The organism is Belliella marina (genome assembly GCF_042682445.1).
GTDB lineage: Bacteria > Bacteroidota > Bacteroidia > Cytophagales > Cyclobacteriaceae > Belliella > Belliella marina.
The window spans coordinates 1-21,716 of the sequence record NZ_JBHUHR010000051.1 but is presented as its reverse complement, the minus strand read 5'-3'; the positions used below and the strand labels follow the sequence as shown (position 1 = coordinate 21,716).

Below are 21,716 nucleotides of genomic sequence, written 5' to 3'. Positions count from 1 at the left end.
TCGCTATGGTTAGATTTTTATTGGCGAGGCCGATTGCGGTATTGATGACTTTTTTGGCATTGATGGTCTTCAGCATCATTGTTTTTAGGACATTGCCGATTTCACTCCTCCCACCAATCGATGTACCTCAGATAGTCGTCAAGGTCAATTACCCAAACGCTTCTCCTGAAGCGATCGAGCAAAATGTACTTGCAAGGATTCGAGATGAATTGATGACTCTCAATGGTCTTGAGGATATGGATAGCAAATCAGGCAGTGAGGTTGGTACTATCCGCTTGACTTTCGATTATGGGACGAAGATGGAGTTGGCATATATAGATGTCAATGAAAAAATAGACAGAATCACCAATTCTCTGCCCTCAGACCTTGATCGCCCACAAGTCATCAGAATCAACACCAATGATATCCCGGTGGCAAGGGTTCAGGTAGTTCCCAAGGAAGGGATTGATTATACAGAAGTGAGTTTGCTTGCGGAAAATGTGTTGAAAAAAAGGCTGGAGCAGTTGCAAGGGGTTTCCTTGGTGGATATCAATGGGAAAAAGGAAAGAAGTATAACAGTCACTCCAGACAAACCGGCATTGAGGGCATTGGGAATGACTGAGGAGAATGTAATCAGGGCCATTCGTTTTGGGAATGAGGAATTGCCTGGTATCAGTGTTGAAGATGGGCAATTCCGGTACTATTTGAGATTGGCCACGAGAGTGGATACCCCAGAAGATATCATGCGCCTTCCAGTGACCAATGATTCGGGACTAACGGTGGATTTGGGCAGGGTAGCAAAGGTACAGTATGAGAACAAAGATGTGCTTGGCTACCATTATTTTGGTACACAGGAAGGTCTGGTCATCACGGTACACAAACAGGCTTCTGCCAAAATGAACGAGATGATGCCGTTGATCTACGAGTCATTGGAATATTTCAAAAAGGATTATCCACAGGTGGAATTTGATTTGACACAGGATCAGTCCACCTTGCTCAATGCAGGAATCAGCAATCTTCAAACCTCATTGTTGTTTGGAGGTCTCTTCGCATTTGGGGTATTGTTCATTTTTATGGGGAATTACCGGACTCCTGTTATTATAGGGATCAGTTTGCCATCTTCCTTGATTATCAGTTTTCTTGTTTTCTATTTTTTCGATATTTCCATCAACGTCATTTCCCTAAGTGGGCTCGCTTTGGGATTGGGGATGTTGATAGATAATTCGATCATTGTATTGGATAATATCACAAGGAAGAGAAAGGAAGGTTTGGCTATTTTCGAAGCTTGTGTTCAGGGGGTCAATGAGGTGATGTCAGCATTGATTAGTTCGGTATTGACTACATTGGCAGTATTTATTCCGCTGATATTTCTCAGTGGGATTTCAGGAGCTTTGTTTTACGATCAGGCGGTGTCGGTCGCAGCGATTTTGTTTGTGTCACTTTTGGTGGCATTTATCCTTTTGCCGATGCTTTACCATTTCTTTTTCAGGAATAAATCTGCGGAAGAATTGGCAAAAGAGGATAGTAGATTCTTCGCAGGTGTTCTGAAAGGGTATAAAAAACTCTATCAAATCATTTTCAGAAGAAGGGGCTTGAGCTTTGTTATATTCCTTATTTTTATTCCGTTGGCATTATTGGTGAGTCAATTATTGCGTACAGAAGGGTTGCCTCCAATCGAGAAATTTGATGCCTTGGTCGAGATCGACTGGAATGAGCCAATTGGTGTGGAACAAAATAGGGACAGGTTGCTGAAAATGCTCCAATCATTGGACGGTGATTATCTAAAGGCTGAAACGGATGTAGGGGTAAGGCAATTTTTGCTTTTTGACGGAGAGAATTCCATCCAGCAGGCAAGTGTATATTTTCTTTTTGAGACCCAGGCAAAGAAATCCACAGAGATGGAAAGGTTCGGGAAGCTACTGACAGAGAACTACCCAGGAGCCAACCTGAATATTATGGATGCACCAAATGCTTTTGATCAGCTTTTTGCCTCCAATATCCCCTATTATGAAGTGAGGTGGAAGGATTTGGGGACAAAGAGACCTGTCCCGGAAGAAAAAATGGATGCTTGGCTAGTCGATTTTCCCGCCGGTGATTATGATAGGGGACCGGGTTTGCAAAAAGAGGCTTCTGTCGTATTTAGATTGGATGGTTCCAAGATGGCTTTGTATGGGATTACTTCATCAGCTGTTCAAGAGCAGATCCAAAAATTGTTTGGGACTTTTTCTATCACCGAAATCAAACGGTTTGGAGAAATCACCCCCATCAGAATGAAAGGTGAACGTACTGATTTTGAACAGATCTTAAGGACAAGTAATATCCTTGGCAAAGATGGAAATGAATATGCTTTGAGCAATTTTATTCGATTTGACTATGAAAATCACTATAAATATGTCACAGCTGACAAGGGGGGGATTTATCAATCGGTATTGTTGAATGACCAAAACCCAACACAGTATGATCGGGAGATAAATTTGTGGGGTTTGGACAAAAACCTTGGGATTGGATTTTATGGACAATATTTCAAGGATCGGGAGACGATCAGTCAGTTGGTGAGTATTCTGATGGTTGCGGTATTGTTGCTTTATTTTATTCTTTCGGCACAATTTGAAAGTTTTATCCAACCATTGATTGTAATTTTCACCTTGCCTCTGGGCATTGGAGGGGCGTTTATTGTTCTGCTTTTGACAGGGACTTCCCTGAATGTGATGTCCGCCATTGGTTTGGTCGTGATGCTGGGGATTATGGTGAATGATGCCATCTTGAAAATCGATACAGTGAACCGGTTGAGGAGCCGGTATTCGGAAAGTACTGACTTAGATCAAAAGACAATCTTGGAGCGGGCATTGTATGAAGCGGGCGAAATCAGGTTGAAGCCTATTTTAATGACTTCGATTACAACCATACTGGCATTACTGCCTGTGGTATTTAGTTCAGGGCTCGGAGCTGACCTACAGAGACCATTGGTGTTTTCTGTAATTGGAGGCCTGACGATTGGGACATTTACGGCATTGTACTTTGTGCCATTGGCGTATTGGTTTATAGGTGGCAAGTTCAGTGTAGCCAAGAAAGAATAGACAGGTATGACTCCATTTAGAATTATCATTTCGTTTATTGTTTTGGCCATTATTGGGTTTGCTTTGGTGCCGAAGCTATCCGTTGATCTCAACCCCAAAGAGAAGCAGCCTATTCTTTCGATAGGCTACAGTGTGGCGAGTTCTTCTCCTGAGTTGGTAGAAAAACTCGCTACATCACCGCTTGAAGGGGCATTGTCCCAACTAGCTGAACTGAAGAAAGTCAACTCAGTCTCCAATTATAATGGAGGGTCTATTACCCTTCGGTTTGACAAGGAGACTGATATGGAGTTCAAGAAGTTTGAAGTCGCCTCGATAATCCGCCAGATATATCCTTCTTTGGACCCGAATGTCAGTTATCCTCAAGTGTCCCAAAGTCAAGCAAGTCGTTCTGATCAAAAAACACCTATTCTGACTTACAGTGTCAATGGCCCTTTTGCTTCATTTGAAATCAAAAAGATAGCAGAAGATGTACTCAAATCCTCACTCAACAGATTTGAAGAGATAGAAGAGGTCAGTGTCCGGGGAGCGAATGACTTGCAGTTATTCGTAAGTTATGATATCAAAAAGTTGCAGGCTTTAAATCTATCAAGATCCAGTTTAAGTTCAGCAATTTCGTCGGCATTTGGCAGGAATTACCCCGGTTCACTTGTGAATAATAGAGGGGAAACCCTTTTTATCCAAGTTGACAGGTCTTTGTCAACGATGGATCAAATCGAAAACCTGCTTTTGACGACAAAAGATGGGAGTGAAATTTTTTTGAAGGATGTAGCAAAATTGACACTCGAAGAAGCGGAAGCCAATAACTATTACCGAATCAACGGAAATAATTCCGTAACACTATCTATATACAATAGGGATGGGGTAAATAAGGTGATTCTGGCGCAAAACATCAAAAAGGCCATAGAAGATTCCAAACCACTTTTGCCAGCTGGTTTTGATGTAAGGTTAGAGAATGACGATACGGAATTTTTAGAAAAGGAACTGAAAAAAATCTATAAGCGATCGGGTTTGTCGATTTTGATATTGATTGTATTTATTTTCATCATCAACCGAAACCTCAGGTACCTCAGTATTCTTTTTATGGGGATTGTGGTCAATTTAAGTGTGACTGGGATCATCCTCTATTTTCTCAAAGTGGATATCCACATGTATTCATTGGCTGGATTGACGATTTCCTTTGGTTTGATTGTGGACAATGCGATCATCATGATTGATCATTTGCACAAGCATAGAAACAGAAAGGTATTTTTGGCACTTTTGGCCGCTTCATTGACGACCATAGCAGCCTTGATGATCGTATTTTTCTTACCGGAAGAAGATAGAAAGAACCTGACTGAATTTTCTATTGTGGTAGCTACGATGTTGGGGGTGTCTTTGGTGGTGGCCTTGCTGTTTACTCCTGCCATGTATGAAGTGCTGTTTGGGGAAAAAGGTGAAAAAGGCAGGGAACTCACAAGGTCACAGCTACGGAAAAGGGTAAAAGCATTCAGGGTATATAGTAAAAGTATAGCATTTACAGCGAAATACAGAAAGACTTTCGTTACGCTTCTGGTATTGCTGTTTGGTATCCCAGTGTTCCTGATGCCTGCCAAATGGGAAGGACAGGAGTGGTATAACAAGACCGTCGGATCGACACTTTATCAAGAAGAGATCAGACCTTATGTGGACAAGGCCCTTGGGGGATCGTTGAGAATGTTCGTGAGAGGGGTTTATGAAAAATCTGCCTACAGGGAAGCTGAAAAAACCAGATTATATGTAACCGCCAGGTTGCCATTTGGAAATACCCTTGACCAAATGGATTTTATCATGCGGGAATTTGAAGTCTTTCTGAAAGGTGTGGAGGGGATTGATCAGTTCGTCACTTCTGTCCAATCGGGCCAATATGCCAACATTACCATCACCTTCAAAGAAGCTTATGAGAAGTCTGCATTGCCTTATCAGTTGAAAGGAAGACTATCTGTCAAGTCCACAGATTGGTCTGGTGCCAGATGGAGTATATACGGTGTGGGACAGGGCTTCTCTACTGGTGGTGGAGGAGAAGGTATTCCGTCTTTTAAAGTGACGATGAAAGGGTATAATTTTGATGAATTGGAAAAACAATCTGAAAGATTGGCGGAAAAACTTCTTAAACATAAACGGATCCAAGAGGTAAATACCAATGAAAGACTGAGCTATAACGATTCCAAAACAGAAGAATATGTATTGAGGTTGGATCAATCCAGCTTGGCTTTGGGGGGGATCAACCAATACCAATTGATCAATTCCCTAAATGATGTGTCCAAACCCAGAAATCCCTCAGCCTCTGTGGCACTTGATGAGAAAAATTATTCCGTCATGGTTCGGGAAAATAATTCTGATAGATTTTCAAAGTTTGATTTGGAAGAGAACAGTTTGATTACTGGTGAAGACAATATCTTCAAGGTCAGTAATTTTGGTACGCTCAACAAAGAGTTTACGACCAATGCACTCCACAAGGAAGATAGGCAATACATCAGGTCTGTAGCCTTTGAGTACATGGGTTCGAGGAAATTTGGAGAGGAATATTTGGACGAGGTGTTGGAAGAGATGAAGACTTCTATGCCAATAGGCTATTCTGCCAGCAAACAAACATGGTCATGGGGATATGGAAAAGCCAAAAGACAGTATGGGTTGATGGGGATTTTGATTATTGGTGTTTTCTTTATCACGGCTGTGCTTTTTGAAAACCTAAGACAGCCATTTTATATCATTGCCATCATTCCGCTTTCATTTATTGGGTTGTTTTTGATTTTCTCCCTTTTCGATTTCTATTATGACCAAGGGGGTTGGGCAGCTTTTGTGATGCTTGGTGGGCTGGCTGTGAATGCCGCTATTTTCATTGTCAATGACCTGAACAATAGGACATCGGTTACTGTGATCAATTACAACAGAAATGTCATCAAGTCAGCAGCAGGGAAGGCAATCCCAATTATGCTCACAATTTTGTCTACCTGTTTTGGATTGATCCCATTTGTCATCGAAGGTCAAAATGAGGTGTTCTGGTTCTCATTGGCGATTGGTACAATTGGCGGATTGGTCTTTAGTGTTGTGGGGGTGTTTTTGGGCTTGCCGGTGTTTTTGTGGAGGAAGGTTAGAAAGGCGAAAGTTTAATAAAGAACTTCTGTTTATTTAAAGTGAATGATAATCTGGAATTTCGATGGTGCTAAAACCGAATGGATATTGGATGTTAGTGGGCATTAGAAAAGAGCCAAATTTTAAAGACAATAAAAAAGGATTCGACTTCAACCGAATCTTTTTTGTTTTGGTCATATATCCTCCATGTTTTTCCACTAACATATAGTTTAAGTTTGTTTTACTGTTTGCATTTGTACCGGTGGGGGACAGGTGGTTGATATAAGGCTTCAAACAATGGTGGGGTTTTGGTTTAACGAAGCCAGGGGAAGCAATCAGGTCATCGAAAACTTGCCGGTGTAGATGTAAATATTTCGTTTTAGTTTAAATTCATTATGAGAAACCTTTCCCTGATACTTGCTTTAACGGCATCCTTGTTTTTTTGCAATTGTTCTTCTGATAACCATAGAGATTCATCCGATCCATTTGAAGAGGTGGCGTTGGAGTTGATAGACTCTTTGGTTGTGGATGAACTTTCCCCACTCCAGCTTCAAGATGTCAACTTGGAGTCTGAAAAAGTTTTGCTGGTTGGCAAAAACAGAAATGTACTGTTGACGGATTTGAAGGGGGAGAAATTGAATGAGTTTGCTTTGGCCGAAGATGGCCCTAATGGCGTTGGAAGGAATGGGGCTTTTGGATATAAATTTTTGGGAGGGGATCGTTTTGTTGCCCAAGGTCTTTTTACTTCTTATTTTGTATATGATCTGGAAGGAAAGCAAATCAGGAAAATACCCTACAACGCCAAGGAATTATATAGAATATCTATATACAAAAGCAGGACTACATTTCATCCATACATGGAAAATGGACAGATGATGATGATTGGGGAAGAGCTAAATTTCTTTTCCAATGAAGAAATGGATCCCAAGGTTTTGGGAGCTGGGTTTTATGACAAAATCAGTTCGATCTATAGATACAACATGGATTCGGAAGAAAATGAGATCCTGGAATCATTTCCTGCCAGTTGGGAGCCTAGGGCGAACCAACGCTACGTGGGGAATTTGATAGCCTTCGTTTCGCTCCATGATACCAAAAAATCCTACGCCTTGTTGCCACTGCAAGGGTCTCAGTTGTTTATCTATGATGTGGATGAAGAGGTCAAGCTGCGGGAGGATATTCAGTTGGAACACCCCAATAGACCCCAAAATGCCCCGACTGTAGCATCAGATGGCACTGCCGGCTACAGCGATTACCCTGCTTTTAGTAATGTGCTTTTTGCAGGGGAATATTGTTTGGTTCAGTTTTTCTCCACTATCCCGGAATCTAAAATTAGTGAGTTGAGAGCAATACAGGAACAGTATTTTAACACGCCTGAATACAGAGAAGCGACAAAGCAGTATGTGAAGCCATATTTTATCCTTGTCAAAAATGGAAAACAAGTTGGGATAATCAATGAATTGCCTGTCAATGGAACTGTGGAGTTTTTGGATAAGAATGGCGTGATCTATATCAATGACAATGTCAATCCGGAGGTGGAGCGGGATTACAATGTGTTCTACAAAGTAAAGATCAAAGATTGATCAAAATAAAACGGCCAAGAAAATTATTTCTCGGCCGTTTTTGTATATGTATAGTTGGTTTAGATTCAGATTATCTTTTTCAAACTCTATGCCAAAAAAATCTACTCAAAATAGAAACTTATTCCAATGGATGGCTGGATCATGTTGAAAGTAGATCTTTTTACATCATACTCAAAAACACCATTGACCTCCCCATCGGGATCAGGAATAAAAGAGACATCGCCTTTTGTGAGATATTCCAATCTCCCGGTGTTTTGGTACATCAGACGCAGCTCAAGATTTGCATTGGACTTGCCCATTGGTATCAATACCCCACCACCAAGCTGGCTCATCCTTGCCCAGTTCCCCATATCCCTCTCTTCTTCTATAGGATCAGATGATACAGTTTCCCTGATTTTGAATCTTGTATAGCTATACAAAGCACCCATTTGGGCTTCTACAAATGGGAAAACCTTGCCATATACTTGTGGGAAAAACCTAAAGACACCTGCCATACTTAGTGTATTATTGTTTCTTCTCAATCTAAGTTCATCACTGAAGCCTACATAAAGGTCATCCCTTTTTTCCAACTGAGTTCCATACAAGCCATATCCAAGGCTCAAGCCTATTTCGATGGGTAATTTTGGGACTTGGTAATTGGTGAAGAATGCCAGTTCAGGGACAACTAACCTTCCTGATTCCTCATAAAAATCTTGGGTGGCAATACCGCTTTTCAGCTGAAGCCCCCACAGGAAGTCTTGGGCTTTTGTGGGTTGAAGAGAACAAAACAGGATGCATATCAAGAGAATTTTTTTCATAGTGCCTTAATTGTCTAAGTTTTTTATACGGCACTTTGGTTATAGTGTTTTCAGTTTCTTTAAAGCAAGCAAAATATTGTTTGGGATAAACGGTAAGGTTGATTTATCAAATGACCTTGTTAATACTCCAACCCCTCAAAAACCTTTTCAAGCTCCAATTCGAAACCGTCAATGACAGAGGATTTGATTTTGTGGCCAACTGTAAAAAGTCTGGAAGGCTGAAATTTGCCATCAATCAAAAAGTACATCATCACTGTCTGTTCTGTAGGATGGATAATCCAATATTCCTTGACACCACTTTCTTCATAGACCTCATATTTGTTGATCAACTCTTTTTGGTTGTTGCCCGGAGAGAGTATTTCTATAATCAAGTCTGGTGCACCTACACAACCCATTTCGTCCAGTTTTTCCAAATCGCAGATGACGCAGATGTCAGGTTGGACGACGGTATAAATGTCTTCATTCTTTTTTGACTGTACAGGAAGCCTTACATCAAAAGGTGCAATGAAAGTTTTGCATTTTTTTCCTTCCAAAAAATCGGCGATTATTCTAGCGACTTTAAAACTGACTTCCTGGTGGATTCTTCTTGGTGCAGCTGCCTGTTTGAATATTTTCCCTTTGATCAATTCTACCATTTCCTCCAAGTCCCATGATAGGTAATCGGCATAAGAATATGATCCATATGCAGTGTAAGGTTCATTCACGATGTTTTTTTCATCTTTCGCTTCCATAAAGCTAATTTATTAAAAATAAGATGAATAAGGAAGAATCTTTTCAGGCGTTTGTTACTCTCTCGGTCTCTCGCAAAGCACAGCAAAGGAGCAAAGTTCGCAAAGTCTGTCTAGCTTCTCGCTTCTCTCCATCAATAGCTCCTAAGCTTCAATAATTTTTCCTTGAACCTATCTACAGGAAGAAAGTTTTTCTCCAAACTTGGCGCAAAAGGAACCGGAGTGTCCAAACTTCCTTCCCGCATTACAGGCGCATCCAGCATTTCAAAACAATGTTCAGAAATCCAAGCGCAAATTTCCCCACCTATTCCTCCAGTCAAACAATCCTCTTGTAGGAAGATCACTCTTCCCGTTTTTTGAACAGTTGCTTTGACAGCTTCTACATCCCAAGGAAGTAATGTTCTCAAATCAAGGATATCAGCATCAATCCCCATTTCTTCTACTGCCGCTTTCGCCCAATGTACCCCCATGCCATAAGTGATGATGGAAAGCTCTTGACCTTCTGCTACCAATTTGGCTTTTCCAATTTCTAGAGTATAGTAATCATCAGGAATTTCTTCTGACAGCGATCGATACAGTGCTTTGTGCTCAAAGTATAGGTAAGGATTCGGGTCTTCCAAGGCAGCATTGAGCAGCCCTTTGGCATCATAAGGACTGGAAGGGTAGACAATCTTCAAGCCTGGTGTGTGGAAAAACCAAGCTTCATTGGATTGTGAATGGAATGGGCCAGCAGCGACACCTGCTCCAGTTGGCATGCGGATGACCACATCTGCATTTTGCCCCCAACGATAATGGATCTTGGCGAGGTTGTTTACGATTTGGTTGAATCCTACAGAGACAAAATCCCCGAACTGCATTTCCACCATGGCTTTGTAACCTTGGATCGAAAGTCCCAAACCTGCACCGATAATGGCACTTTCGCAAAGTGGGGTGTTTCTAACTCTGTCAGAACCAAACTTGGCTTTGAAGCCATCGGTGATTTTGAATGCCCCGCCATATTCCCCAATGTCTTGCCCCATCAGGATAAGATTGGGATATTTGTCCATAGATTGACTCAAACCATCCGAAATGGCGTCAATAAATCTTTTTTCTGTTTTCTTATCACTTAATGGATTGGTAATGATCTGTTCAAATGGGTAAAACAGATCTCTCAATTCCTCATCGCTATTTGGCTGTACAGCTTCTTCTGCGAAAGCGATATCCAAGGCTTGATTGATTTCTGATTTGATTTCAGCAATCATTTTCACCTTTTCCACTTCATTCAAAATCCCGGATTCCAGCAAAAACCTCTCATAATTTTCAACGGGATCTTTGAGTGACCAAGTCTCCATCAACTCTTTTGGTACATATTTGGTGCCCGAAGCCTCCTCATGTCCCCGCATTCTGAAAGTGATGGCTTCTACCAAAACAGGTCTCGGATTTTTTCTGATGTCTTTTGAGAGTTTCTTGATGCAGTCATACATTTCTAGCACATTGTTGCCATCTACCCTGATAGTTTCCATTCCATAGCCTGGCCCTTTTTCCGTAAAATATTTGAAAGCAAACTGCTCTTCACTCGGTGTGCTCAATCCATAACCATTGTGCTCTACCACGAAAATCACAGGGAGTTTCCAAACTGCAGCCACATTCAAGCCTTCATGAAAATCTCCCTCAGAACTCGCTCCGTCCCCTGTGAAGACAAGTGTGACTTTGCGCTCATTGGATAGCCTATGCGCCAATGCGATTCCATCAGCGATGGCCAATTGAGGCCCCAAGTGTGAAATCATTCCGACAATGTGGTGTTCTCTGCTCCCAAAGTGGAAAGAACGATCTCTACCTTTCGTAAAACCTGATTTCTTACCTTGGAACTGTGCGAAAAGTCGCTCAAGTGGGATTTTTCTTCCAGTAAAGATTCCAAGGTTTCTATGCATGGGGAGAATGAATTCGTCATTTGCCAAAGCTTCTACTACCCCTATTGAGATGGCTTCCTGACCCCAACCGCTAAACCATTTGGTGATCTTCCCCTGCCTTAGAAGTACCAGCATTTTTTCTTCTATTTTCCTTGGGACAAGCAATGACCTGTACAGTTGGAGCAAAGTGGCATCGCTATGTTTTCCTTTCTTAAAAATCACGGGGGTAGTGCTTAAAATTTCTCTGGTCATCTTGAGTTCTTTTGAGACTACCAAAATATAATTTTCTTTTCAATCCACCATATAGCAAAAAGTTATTTTGAGGATTTGTGGTTTGATATCCACGGAATTGAAATCTTTATGTAAATTAGACATGTGGAAGAACTCCAAATAAAAAATATGGTCTGTCCCCGCTGTATCATGGCGGTAGAAAATCTGCTTTACGATAAGCATATTGCATTTGATAAGGTGGTATTGGGCAAAGTCTTTTTGTTGGAAAAGCCCAGTAAAAGTGATTGGATATCTTTGGAAGAAGGTTTGGATAAGATGGGTTTTGAAATCCTCAAAGATAAGGATGTCAAAAAAATAGAAAAAATAAAAACCAGCCTCCGTCAATTGCTTCAAAAGGAAGAAATTCCAAGTGGGATGAATTTATCTGAATTCATCAGGTCAAAAATCAATGAAGATTACAGCATGCTCAGCCATCTTTTTAGCAGCATGGAAGGGGTGACCATTGAGAAGTTTTTTATTTCCCAAAAAATTGATAAGGTTAAAGAATTGCTGTTTTATGAGGAGATGACCCTGAGTGAGATTTCTTACAAACTAGACTACAGCTCTGTTCAGCACCTTTCATCCCAATTCAAGAAAGTGACAGGAATGACCCCTTCGGATTACAAAAAATTGATCAAAAAAAGCCCCGAAGGTTGGAAGTAGAGGGATTGGGAATTACTAAGGATGAAAAATTAGAAGGGATCTACAGAGTCACAAAGTTTTAAGGATTTGAGAATTGTTATAAGCATGAATGGGCTTGTCCTGACGATTTCGGTGTTGAAAGATGTTTGGACACTTAGAGACTATTGGGGTGAATGTTTGATTCAGATTCTTTATACTTTGTACATTAAGAAAAAAAGCAAAAGCGTCGATTCGCATCGACGCTAAAAAGTAATGCAAGGAGTTGAAAAAATGTTCGTTTGCTGTACGAGTTCAAATGTAGAAAGAATCTATCCGCCAAAAGCAAATAAATCATTAAGTATACTTTAATTAAAAGCACATTAAATCTAAGATTGTTAATATTCAGATAATATTTACATGTGTATTCGCTTTCATACCGGCAGCCACTTAAAATATTGTGGATATTTTGTTTGAATAATGTCTTGGGTAGAAAGAAATGCAGATTTTCAATCCCTTGATCTCCCAAAGCAGACATCTGCGTAAAATTTCCTTACCTTTGCCCCAAAGTAAGAAATCTGTGAAAGCGAGAACATTAAAAAAAGATAAAGTCAATATCATCACAATGGGTTGTTCCAAGAATCTGGTAGACTCTGAAGTGCTCTTGACACAACTCAAAGGGAATGGCATCAATGCCAGCCATGAATCCGATAAAGACGATAATAATATCATCATCATCAATACCTGTGGATTTATAGACAATGCAAAACAGGAATCCATAGATACGATTTTGCAATATGTAGACGCCAAGGAACAAGGTTTGGTAGATAAGGTTTATGTGACAGGTTGCTTGTCTCAGCGCTACAAAGATGATTTGGAAAAAGAAATCCCTCAAGTCGATGCATTTTTTGGAACGAGGGATTTGCCGGCTATTTTGAAAAAATTCAAGGCGGATTATAAGCATGAACTTGTTGGGGAGCGTTTGTTGACTCATTCTTCGCATTATGCTTATATGAAAATCTCGGAAGGTTGTGATAGACCTTGTTCTTTTTGTGCGATTCCATTGATGCGAGGAGGCCATATTTCCAGATCTATAGAGGATTTGGTCAAAGAAGCGGAGCATAAAGCAGCCAATGGAACAAAAGAGTTGCTTTTGATAGCACAGGATTCGACATATTACGGCTTGGATCTATATAAAAAAAGAAGGTTGGCAGATTTGATGCGCGCGCTTTCAGATGTAAACGGCATAGATTGGATTAGACTACATTATGCTTATCCGACAGGATTCCCGATGGACGTCATCGATGTGATGAAGGAAAGGCCAAACATCTGTAACTATTTGGATATTCCATTGCAGCACGGATCTACTTCGGTATTGAAAACGATGCGCCGCGGGACTACTCGGGAAAAGCAGGAGGAGCTGATCCATTCCATCAGGGATGTGATGCCGGATATAGCCATCAGGACTACTCTGATAGCTGGGCATCCAGGTGAAGGAGAAGCGGAATACCAAGAGATGGTTGACTTCGTAGAAAGGATGAAATTTGAGCGCTTGGGAGTGTTTACTTATTCTCATGAAGAGAATACACACGCTGGGTCTATGGAGGATATCATCCCGCAAGAGGAAAAGCAAGCCAGAGCCAATCACTTGATGGGGATTCAGGAACAGATTTCCTATGATCTCAACCAAGAGAAAATTGGCAAGACATTTAAAGTATTGATTGATAAAAAAGAAGCGGGGCATTTTGTCGGAAGAACTGAATACGATTCAGTGGAAGTTGACAATGAAGTCCTGATAGATGCTTCTAAGCATTATTGTAGGGTAGGGGATTTTGTTGATGTCAAAATCACAGACGCTACAGAGTTTGATTTGTACGGAGATGTTAAGGATTCGTAAATGTTAAGTTTAAGAAACCATCACAATTTAATCATATTGTGATGGTTTTTTGTTTTTGTAGAAAGTGTAATTTGCAAAGAAAAAAAGATGAAAAAGATTTTCCTTCTTGCTTTAGTTGTAATGCCCATGATTGGAAAAGCCCAATTTTCCTATGATCTCCAAGGTCACCGAGGAGCTAGAGGTTTGATGCCCGAAAACACCATCCCTGCTATGATCAAAGCATTGGATTTGGGTGTGACGACACTTGAGTTGGATTTGGCGGTGACAAAAGATGGTGAGATCATCGTGTCCCACGAACCCTATATGAATCCCCTGATTTGCCTGACACCTGAAGGGGAAGAGATTTCGGAAGGGGATAAGAGCCATAATATTTATCAGATGACTTTTGTGGAAATGAAACAATATGATGCAGGTTCCAAATTCCATTCAGGCTTCCCCCTGCAAGTGAAATTCCACGTAACCAAACCCAAGTTGAAGGATCTTTTTGAAGTAGTGGAGAAATATGTGACTGATCATGATTTGCCATTGCCAAATTATAATATTGAGATCAAAAGCAGTCCAAATGGTGATGGTACTTACCATCCTGTTCCGGAAGAATTTTCTGATATGGTTTATGAATTGATAGATTCAAATATGACTTGGGATAGGGTAAATATCCAATCATTTGATTTTCGGGTTTTGAAATACATCCATCAAAAATATCCGAATGTAACCTTGGCGATGCTTGTTACGGATCCTACCAAATTCCAGTCCCAGTTGGATGAACTTGGGTTTCAGCCCAAGATATACTCTCCCTATTTTGTGGCCCTTACCAAAGAGGCCGTCGGGGAATTGCACCAAAAAGGGATGAAAATAGTCCCTTGGACAGTCAATACCACCGAGCAAATGCAAGATCTTCTTGATATGGGGGTAGATGGCATCATCACCGATTTCCCCAATTTGGCCCCAAAGCAATAATTCTATTATGTTTTTTTTGCCACAGAATCAATTTATTTGATTCTGTGGCTTTTCACTTTTGTAGAAGGTTCGGACTTTAAGATTATATCCTTATTTTTGGCTTCTTAATCAAAAGCTAAGCATGAAGATTATTGAAGTAAACAGTCCATCAGATCAAAAAGAGTTTTTGGAAATGGCCGTCAGGTTGTATAAAAACGAACCTAATTGGATTAGGCCATTGGATAAGGATATTGAAGGGTTGTTTCATCCCGAAACCAACAAATTGTTCAAATCAGGAGCGAAAGCTTGTAGATGGCTGCTTCATAATGCAAGTGGCGAGACGATCGGTAGGGTAGCGGCTTTTGTAAACCCAAAGTCCAAAGAGAAGCAACCAACCGGAGGGATGGGCTTTTTCGAGTGTGTAAATGATCGAAAAGCTGCATTTTTATTGATGGACACAGCCAAAAATTGGCTGTATGAACACGGGATGGAAGCCATGGATGGTCCCATCAATTTTGGAGAGAGGGACAAGTGGTGGGGATTGTTGGTGCAAGGTTTTTCGCCGCCTAACTATAATATGCCATGGAATTTTGCTTACTATAAAGATTTTTTTGAAGCATATGGTTTCCAGATTTACTTCAAACAGTTCACCTATATGCGTCCTGTGCAGGGGGTTGGGTTTGATCCCAAAATGATAGATAGGGCAAACAAAATCCTTGGGGATTCAGATTTTGAATTCAGGCATATGAAGGGAAAAGAGCTTTCCGAAAAAGTCCCTGAATATTTTATGACTGTCTATAATAAGGCATGGGCCAGGCACATGGGGAAAAGCCTTACGCTGAGGGAAACACAATTGATGTTTGGGAAGATGAAGCCGATTATAGACGGTAGATTGATTTATTTCGGTTTCAAAAATGGAGAGCCGATTTCCTTTTTTATCAATATTCCGGAAATCAACCAGCTTTTTAAATATGTGGATGGAAAAATGGACCTGATGGGCAAGCTGAAGTTCGTTTGGAACAAAATTTTCAATCCACCGAACAAAATGCTTGGATTGGTATTTGGCGTAGTCCCAGAGTATCAGGGAAAAGGCGTGGAAAGTGCCATGATTATGGCTTACAATGAGAAGTTTGCAAGACATGATTCATTTCCATATAAGACTATAGAGATGAACTGGATTGGCGATTTCAATCCCAAGATGATGCGGGTATGTGAGCAGCTCAATGCAGAGATCTATAAGACACACCATACCTACAGATATTTATTTGATAGAGATAAGCCATTTGAAAGGCATCCCATTTTTGAGTAGGGTTTAAGATTGTGCAGGATAAGTGAAAATTCAATAAAGCTCTGTGAAACTGAACAGAGAAGTAGATACATAAATCGGTAAAATTAAAGAAGAATGAAAAAATATGATGTGACGGGCATAGGAAATGCCTTGGTAGATATTGAATTTAAAGTGAAGGATCAGTTTTTTGCAGATCACCAGGTAGAAAAGGGCTTGATGACTTTGGTAGATGAAGAGCGTCAGAACGAACTCATGCAAGTGATCAATACAGTGGAGACGAAAAAACAATGTGGAGGCTCGGCTGCCAATACCGTGATAGCTGTCAGCCAATTTGGAGGCAAATCATACTATTCATGTAAGGTAGCAAATGATGAATTGGGAAAATTCTTCGTGGCAGACATGAAGGAAGCGGGAGTGGATAACAATTTGAATCCTGACAAACTGGAAGAGGGGATTACGGGGAAATGTCTCGTAATGGTCACTGAAGATGCCGAGCGTACAATGAATACATTTTTGGGGATAACCCAGACCTATTCCACTTCAGATGTCAATGAATCTGCAATCAAAGATTCCAAGTATTTGTACATAGAAGGATACTTGGTGACATCGGAAAACGGAAAGTCAGCCATGCGTCATGCCAAAAAAATTGCTGAGGAGAATGGGGTGAAGGTAGCCATTACATTTTCTGACCCAGCAATGGTCAAATACTTCAAAGGAGCATTCGATGATGTGATTGGCCATAGTGTCGACATGCTGTTTGCCAATGAAGAAGAGGCGATGCTCTATACTGGAAAGGATAATCTGAAAGAAGCAAGGGAAGAGCTCAAAAAAGTGGCCAAGCACTTTGTCATAACCCAAGGTAAAAATGGGGCTATGATCTATGATGGAGATACATTTATAGATATAGAGCCTTATGCTACGACTGCTATTGATAGTAATGGGGCTGGAGATATGTTTGCAGGGGCATTTATGTATGGAATCACCAACGGGCATTCTTATGCGTCAAGTGGTAAACTGGCATCCATGGCAAGTTCAAAGATCGTCAGCCAATTTGGTCCGAGGTTGAAATGGCACGAAGCCAAAGATATTTTGTCTAAATTGAATCCTTAAAAATCAAAAAAAGTCCCTCCAAATTTAAATTCGGAGGGGACTTTTTTATAGGATTATCCGCTTTCATTTCGATAGCCAAACAAATGCTAGTTTCCAATACCATAAGTATATTATAGTAACTGATCGACCAATAACTCTTGTGCGCCTTGGCGTAAATAACGTTTATCCGCCTATTAATATTTATAAATTACCTTACTGGTATAATTGCGGATAATCAAAAATCAATATTGCCTGAATCTATCAGTTCTACCCATCTTTTCATTTTTTTCTGGATCACTTTGAAATGATGTCGATCTTCCTCTGTGATAAGTGAAATGGCTTCCCCTTCGGAGCCTGCCCTTCCAGTCCTGCCTATTCTATGGATGTAATCTTTTGGAGATCTTGGCAATTCGAAGTTTACCACATATGGCAAGAACTTGATGTCAATTCCCCTAGCTGCCAAATCTGTAGCCACAAGTACGCGAAGTGTCCCGCCCTTGAATTGCTTCAATGCTTCAGTTCTGCCTCCCTGACTTTTATCACCATGAAAAGCCATTGCCTGAATTCCATTTTTGTTCAGTTTGGCCGTCAAGTTGTCGGCTGCCCTGATTGAAGATGTGAAAACCAAAACCTGGTTCCAATCCCCTTCCTGAATCAAATGTCTCAGAAGAGGTCCTTTTCTTTCCTGCGACACCAAGTAGGCTGATTGGGAAATCAGATCTGGGGTGACTTCTTCGGATTTTATGTCTATTTTGAGTGGGTTTTTTAATAACTTATCAATCAGCAATGCCACAGAATCTTCCATTGTCGCCGAGAAGAGTATGTTTTGTCTATCTTTTGGCAGACGGGATAAGATCTCGTCAATTTCTTCCTTGAATCCCAAATTCAATACTTTGTCTGCCTCATCAAGGACAAGTGTGCTAAGGTCAGCTAGTGAAATGGCATTTTTGGAAAGTAAGTCCAGTAATCTTCCCGGAGTGGCAACTAAAATGTCGGTACCATTTAACTTCATCATTTGGGGATTGATGGATACACCACCAAAAACAGCCATGCTTTTTACTTTTCTAGGCAAATACTCACTGAATATCCGGATTACTTCTTCTACTTGTGCAGCCAATTCCCTCGTAGGTACAATGATCAAGACAGGAATACTTCTGCTTTTATTGATATCCTTTTGCTGGATGGATTCCAAAATTGGCAGGATATAGGAAGCCGTCTTCCCAGAACCTGTTTGCGCTATCCCCAATACATCCCTCTTTTGGAGAATGGCAGGGATTGCCTCTATTTGGATAGGGTAAGGGTTTTCATAATTTGCCTTATCGATGGCTTCCACAAGTTTTGGAGATAAACCTAGGTCTGAAAATTTCATGTTTCTTTTTAATTTAATACAAATGTAGGCTTTATTTTTAGGAATGTATTTTCGAATCTCTGCGTAAAAGGAAATGGGAATGACAAATTAATCACTCCGTTTGTAATATTTTTATTGAATTGAATAAACTTTATTAAAAATATTAATTAACTTTTGATCCTGATATAATAACAAACCTGAAACAATTAAATAAATGAAAAACAATCGCAGGCATTTTCTCAAGAAAATAGGAATGACAGGAGTAGCAGCTGCAATTACTCCCATGGCTTTGGCGGAAGAAAGTCCATCGAAAGAATTCATGTCAAGAATTAACCAACTCGATGGTGATAAGGAGATTCGCCTGGCTTTGATAGGTGCTGGGATCATGGGGGTTCAAGACATGCAGACGGCATTGATGCATCCGAATGTTAAAATCAATGCGGTATGCGACCTGTATCAAGGAAGATTGGAGGATGCAAAAAAGAAATGGGGCAATGAGCTGTTTCTTACCAAGGATTACAAGGAAATTCTTAAAAGAAATGACATTGATGCAGTCTTGATAGCCACTCCGGATCATTGGCACAAGCAAATAAGTATTGATGCCCTTGCCGCAGGAAAGCATGTTTACTGCGAAAAACCGATGGTGCATTCAGTGAAAGAAGGGGCCGATGTAGTTGCAGCATGGAAAAAATCGGGCAAAGTAATGCTGATTGGTAGCCAAGGGGTTTCTTCATTGGGAAATGAAAAAGCCAAGGAGCTGTTGGCTTCTGGTGCCATTGGAGACATTGTCTACGCTGAGGGTTTTTGGGCAAGACATTCGCCCGAAGGTGCTTGGCAGTATAATATTCCCAATGACGGAAACCAACAAACTGTAGATTGGGATAAGTTTATATCAAATACAGAAAAGAAACCTTGGGATCCATTGAGGTTTTTTAGATGGAGAAACTATTTGGATTATGGTACAGGGATGTCTGGTGATTTGTTTGTGCATTTGTTTTCGAGCTTGCATTTTATCACAGATTCCTACGGACCGGACAAAGTATCCGCTATGGGTGGATTGAGGTATTGGAAAGATGGTAGAGAGGTGCCAGATATACTTTTGGGGACTTTCAATTATCCAGAGTCGGAAAAGCATCCAGGTTTCAACCTTTCGTTAAGGTGTAATTTTGTGGACGGAACGAGCGGTACTACTTATTTGAAGATTGTCGGGACTAAAGGTTCCATGGATGTGAAATGGGAAGAGGTGGTAGTCAAGATGAATGGGAATGCAGGAATGGATGAAGACCCATTTTTGAAAGAACAAGCTAAATTAAGAGGGGAGAGTGATACTAGGGCGAAGATTCTGCCACCAAGGGAAACTGTCTATGCAGCAGAGAAAAAGTATAAAGGTGCACATTATGATCATTTTGGCAACTTTTTCCATGCAATCAGGACAGGGGGGACAGTTGCGGAGGATCCTGTTTTTGGATTGAGGGCTGCTGCTCCGGCATTATTATGTAATGACAGTTATTTTCAAGACAAATTTATCAAATGGGATCCTATAAACATGAAAATAGTATAAATATGAAAAAGCAATTATTTTATTTGGGAGCTTCCATGCTTTTTATGGCATGTAATACTGAAAAAAAGGCGGAATCTTCCGAGGCTATTGAAAATGAACCTCTTGAAGTAAAGCAGGACAACACTTTGACTGAGGAGGAAAAGGCAGCTGGATGGATGCTGTTGTTTGATGGGGAGAATGTAGATGGCTGGAGAGCGTATAATGGAGATACATTCCCAGATGGATGGACGATTGAAGAAGAGTCACTGAAAGGGCTTGGACTTGGTGGAGATATCGGTGGAGATATCGTTTTTGGTGCAATGGAGTTTTCTGAATTTGAATTGGAGTTTGATTGGAAAATAGGTGAAGGAGGCAATAGTGGAGTGTTTTATCATGTCGTTGAAGGCGAACAATACAAAGCACCTTATTATACAGCACCGGAATACCAGGTCATAGATCAATTGGGTTTCCCTCAGAAATTGGAATTATGGCAATCGATCGGTGCGGATTACGCAATGTATGATCCGGATTTCGAAGGAGCTGTAAAACCTGCTGGTGAATGGAATTCTTCAAAGATCATTTTTTCTGAAAAAGGTGCAAGCTATTGGTTGAATGGTAAAAAGACGGTTGAGTTTATCCCTTATTCAGAGGATTGGAATAAAAGGAAAAATAGTGGCAAATGGGATGATTATCCAGATTATGCCATATCCAAAACTGGTTTGATTGGTCTTCAGGACCACGGAAGTTCAGTTTGGTTCAAAAACATTAAAATCAAAAATTTATGAATTATATAGTTAAATGCAGTTTGTTGTCTATTCTATTGTTGACTTTCTTTGGTTGCAAGTCTGAAGGACAGATTTCATTGTTTAATGGAAAGGATTTGAGCGGATGGATTGTTTATGGCACCGAGAAGTGGTATGTAGAAGATGGATTGTTGGTTTCTGAGAGTGGACCTGACAAAGCCTACGGATATCTAGGTACCGAAGAACATTACAAAAACTTTGAATTGAACCTTGAATTCAAACAGGAAGCGGATGGAAATTCAGGCGTTTTTATTCGGTCTACTGTCGATGGGACTACCGTTTCAGGTTGGCAGGTGGAAGTAGCCCCTCCGGACTTGCATACGGGAGGTATCTATGAATCCTATGGAAGAGGTTGGTTGATCAAGCCTGATGCTGAAAAAGAGAAGGTGCTGAAATATGGAGATTGGAATCAAATGAAGATTATCGTCAACGAGGGTAATATCACCACCTATCTGAACGGAGAAGAGATGGTTGATTTTGATGATGATAAGATTGCACAAGGAGAGGGGGGGATATTGCTCCAAATCCATGATGGTGGAGGCATAAAAGTTTATTGGAGAAATATAGAGTTAAAACCACTCTAAAATTATATTCTCACATTGTTTAAGAGTCGTTCAAGCTTGTGATAGCTTGAACGATTTTTATTTTAAAATTTTTTCTCCTTGGTATTCAGGTATTTTGGTGGGATTCAAAAAATACTTTGGCAATGGTGGTTGTAAAGTTGGGAATAAGTTGCACCTTTGCAATCCCAAACGGGGGAAAAGTTGACACACAAGCACAGGGAGGG

General features: G+C 40.6%; 15 protein-coding genes. 11 read left to right on the top strand and 4 right to left on the bottom strand.

The genetic code is table 11. The features are described 5' to 3' along the window. Positions 1–5: 5 nt before the first annotated feature. The 3 genes from ACFSKL_RS22670 (at position 6) to ACFSKL_RS22660 (ending at position 7,726) form a co-directional block, all read left to right on the top strand. A complete protein-coding gene (locus tag ACFSKL_RS22670; RefSeq protein ID WP_376889638.1) occupies positions 6–3,056 on the top strand; it encodes an efflux RND transporter permease subunit in 3,051 nt (1,016 codons plus the stop codon). A gap of 6 nt (positions 3,057–3,062) precedes the next feature. Further along, on the top strand, positions 3,063–6,185 hold the full coding sequence (locus ACFSKL_RS22665) for an efflux RND transporter permease subunit (RefSeq protein ID WP_376889635.1): 3,123 nt from the start codon (positions 3,063–3,065) through the stop codon (positions 6,183–6,185). A 356-nt stretch (positions 6,186–6,541) separates the two neighbouring features. After that, complete coding sequence (locus ACFSKL_RS22660; RefSeq protein ID WP_376889633.1) at positions 6,542–7,726, top strand: hypothetical protein; 1,185 nt, start codon at positions 6,542–6,544, stop codon at positions 7,724–7,726. A gap of 101 nt (positions 7,727–7,827) precedes the next feature. Here the strand turns inward: ACFSKL_RS22660 and ACFSKL_RS22655 are convergent, their stop codons facing one another. The 3 genes from ACFSKL_RS22655 to ACFSKL_RS22645 form a co-directional block, all read right to left on the bottom strand. After that, positions 7,828–8,523, bottom strand: a complete 696-nt coding sequence (locus ACFSKL_RS22655; RefSeq protein WP_376889631.1) for a hypothetical protein — start codon at positions 8,521–8,523, stop codon at positions 7,828–7,830. 119 nt (positions 8,524–8,642) lie between these two features. Then, positions 8,643–9,254, bottom strand: coding sequence for a Uma2 family endonuclease (locus ACFSKL_RS22650; protein WP_376889629.1), 612 nt, complete (start codon positions 9,252–9,254; stop codon positions 8,643–8,645). A gap of 131 nt (positions 9,255–9,385) precedes the next feature. Beyond that, entirely contained in the window at positions 9,386–11,392 is a 2,007-nt protein-coding gene (locus ACFSKL_RS22645; RefSeq protein WP_376889627.1) for an alpha-ketoacid dehydrogenase subunit alpha/beta, read from the bottom strand. Between the two features lie 168 nt (positions 11,393–11,560). Between ACFSKL_RS22645 and ACFSKL_RS22640 the strand changes: the two genes are divergently transcribed. The 5 genes from ACFSKL_RS22640 to ACFSKL_RS22620 all read left to right on the top strand — a co-directional run bounded on the left by ACFSKL_RS22640 (position 11,561) and on the right by ACFSKL_RS22620 (position 17,259). Continuing rightward, the gene (locus ACFSKL_RS22640; protein ID WP_376889625.1) at positions 11,561–12,073 is read left to right on the top strand and encodes a helix-turn-helix domain-containing protein; all 513 of its coding nucleotides are present in this window, start codon (positions 11,561–11,563) and stop codon (positions 12,071–12,073) included. A 535-nt stretch (positions 12,074–12,608) separates the two neighbouring features. Next, on the top strand, positions 12,609–13,925 hold the full coding sequence (gene rimO, locus ACFSKL_RS22635; RefSeq protein ID WP_376889623.1) for a 30S ribosomal protein S12 methylthiotransferase RimO: 1,317 nt from the start codon (positions 12,609–12,611) through the stop codon (positions 13,923–13,925). Positions 13,926–14,012: 87 nt separating this feature from the next. Beyond that, entirely contained in the window at positions 14,013–14,882 is an 870-nt protein-coding gene (locus ACFSKL_RS22630) for a glycerophosphodiester phosphodiesterase family protein (RefSeq protein ID WP_376889621.1), read from the top strand. Positions 14,883–15,003: 121 nt separating this feature from the next. Further along, positions 15,004–16,170: a hypothetical protein gene (locus ACFSKL_RS22625; RefSeq protein ID WP_376889619.1), complete on the top strand. Its 1,167-nt coding sequence runs from the start codon at positions 15,004–15,006 to the stop codon at positions 16,168–16,170. A gap of 93 nt (positions 16,171–16,263) precedes the next feature. Next, entirely contained in the window at positions 16,264–17,259 is a 996-nt protein-coding gene (locus ACFSKL_RS22620) for an adenosine kinase (RefSeq protein ID WP_376889617.1), read from the top strand. Between the two features lie 214 nt (positions 17,260–17,473). Here ACFSKL_RS22620 and ACFSKL_RS22615 read toward each other — a convergent pair whose 3' ends face one another. Next, the gene (locus ACFSKL_RS22615) at positions 17,474–18,607 is read right to left on the bottom strand and encodes a DEAD/DEAH box helicase (RefSeq protein ID WP_376889615.1); all 1,134 of its coding nucleotides are present in this window, start codon (positions 18,605–18,607) and stop codon (positions 17,474–17,476) included. Positions 18,608–18,800: 193 nt separating this feature from the next. Here ACFSKL_RS22615 and ACFSKL_RS22610 point away from each other — a divergent pair, with 193 nt between their 5' ends. From ACFSKL_RS22610 to ACFSKL_RS22600, 3 genes are read left to right on the top strand one after another with little or no spacing between them, the layout of a single operon-like run. Next, positions 18,801–20,147 (top strand): Gfo/Idh/MocA family protein, encoded by a 1,347-nt coding sequence (locus ACFSKL_RS22610; protein WP_376889613.1) that lies wholly within the window; start codon positions 18,801–18,803, stop codon positions 20,145–20,147. 2 nt (positions 20,148–20,149) lie between these two features. Further along, entirely contained in the window at positions 20,150–20,911 is a 762-nt protein-coding gene (locus ACFSKL_RS22605) for a 3-keto-disaccharide hydrolase (protein ID WP_376889612.1), read from the top strand. Beyond that, positions 20,908–21,513, top strand: coding sequence for a 3-keto-disaccharide hydrolase (locus tag ACFSKL_RS22600; RefSeq protein WP_376889611.1), 606 nt, complete (start codon positions 20,908–20,910; stop codon positions 21,511–21,513). Before ACFSKL_RS22605 ends, ACFSKL_RS22600 begins: the two co-directional genes overlap by 4 nt. Positions 21,514–21,716 lie beyond the last annotated feature (203 nt).

Excerpts from the sequence above, each read along its gene's own strand:
- ACFSKL_RS22660 (WP_376889633.1), top strand. The coding sequence starts at position 6,542 with ATGAGAAACCTTTCCCTGATACTTGCTTTAACGGCATCCTTGTTTTTT.
- ACFSKL_RS22640 (WP_376889625.1), top strand. The coding sequence starts at position 11,561 with ATGGCGGTAGAAAATCTGCTTTACGATAAGCATATTGCATTTGATAAG.
- ACFSKL_RS22600 (WP_376889611.1), top strand. The coding sequence starts at position 20,908 with ATGAATTATATAGTTAAATGCAGTTTGTTGTCTATTCTATTGTTGACT.
- ACFSKL_RS22670 (WP_376889638.1), top strand. The coding sequence starts at position 6 with ATGGTTAGATTTTTATTGGCGAGGCCGATTGCGGTATTGATGACTTTT.
- ACFSKL_RS22625 (WP_376889619.1), top strand. The coding sequence starts at position 15,004 with ATGAAGATTATTGAAGTAAACAGTCCATCAGATCAAAAAGAGTTTTTG.
- ACFSKL_RS22665 (WP_376889635.1), top strand. The coding sequence starts at position 3,063 with ATGACTCCATTTAGAATTATCATTTCGTTTATTGTTTTGGCCATTATT.
- ACFSKL_RS22630 (WP_376889621.1), top strand. The coding sequence starts at position 14,013 with ATGAAAAAGATTTTCCTTCTTGCTTTAGTTGTAATGCCCATGATTGGA.
- ACFSKL_RS22645 (WP_376889627.1), bottom strand. The coding sequence starts at position 11,392 with ATGACCAGAGAAATTTTAAGCACTACCCCCGTGATTTTTAAGAAAGGA.
- ACFSKL_RS22610 (WP_376889613.1), top strand. The coding sequence starts at position 18,801 with ATGAAAAACAATCGCAGGCATTTTCTCAAGAAAATAGGAATGACAGGA.
- ACFSKL_RS22615 (WP_376889615.1), bottom strand. The coding sequence starts at position 18,607 with ATGAAATTTTCAGACCTAGGTTTATCTCCAAAACTTGTGGAAGCCATC.
- ACFSKL_RS22620 (WP_376889617.1), top strand. The coding sequence starts at position 16,264 with ATGAAAAAATATGATGTGACGGGCATAGGAAATGCCTTGGTAGATATT.
- ACFSKL_RS22650 (WP_376889629.1), bottom strand. The coding sequence starts at position 9,254 with ATGGAAGCGAAAGATGAAAAAAACATCGTGAATGAACCTTACACTGCA.
- ACFSKL_RS22605 (WP_376889612.1), top strand. The coding sequence starts at position 20,150 with ATGAAAAAGCAATTATTTTATTTGGGAGCTTCCATGCTTTTTATGGCA.
- ACFSKL_RS22655 (WP_376889631.1), bottom strand. The coding sequence starts at position 8,523 with ATGAAAAAAATTCTCTTGATATGCATCCTGTTTTGTTCTCTTCAACCC.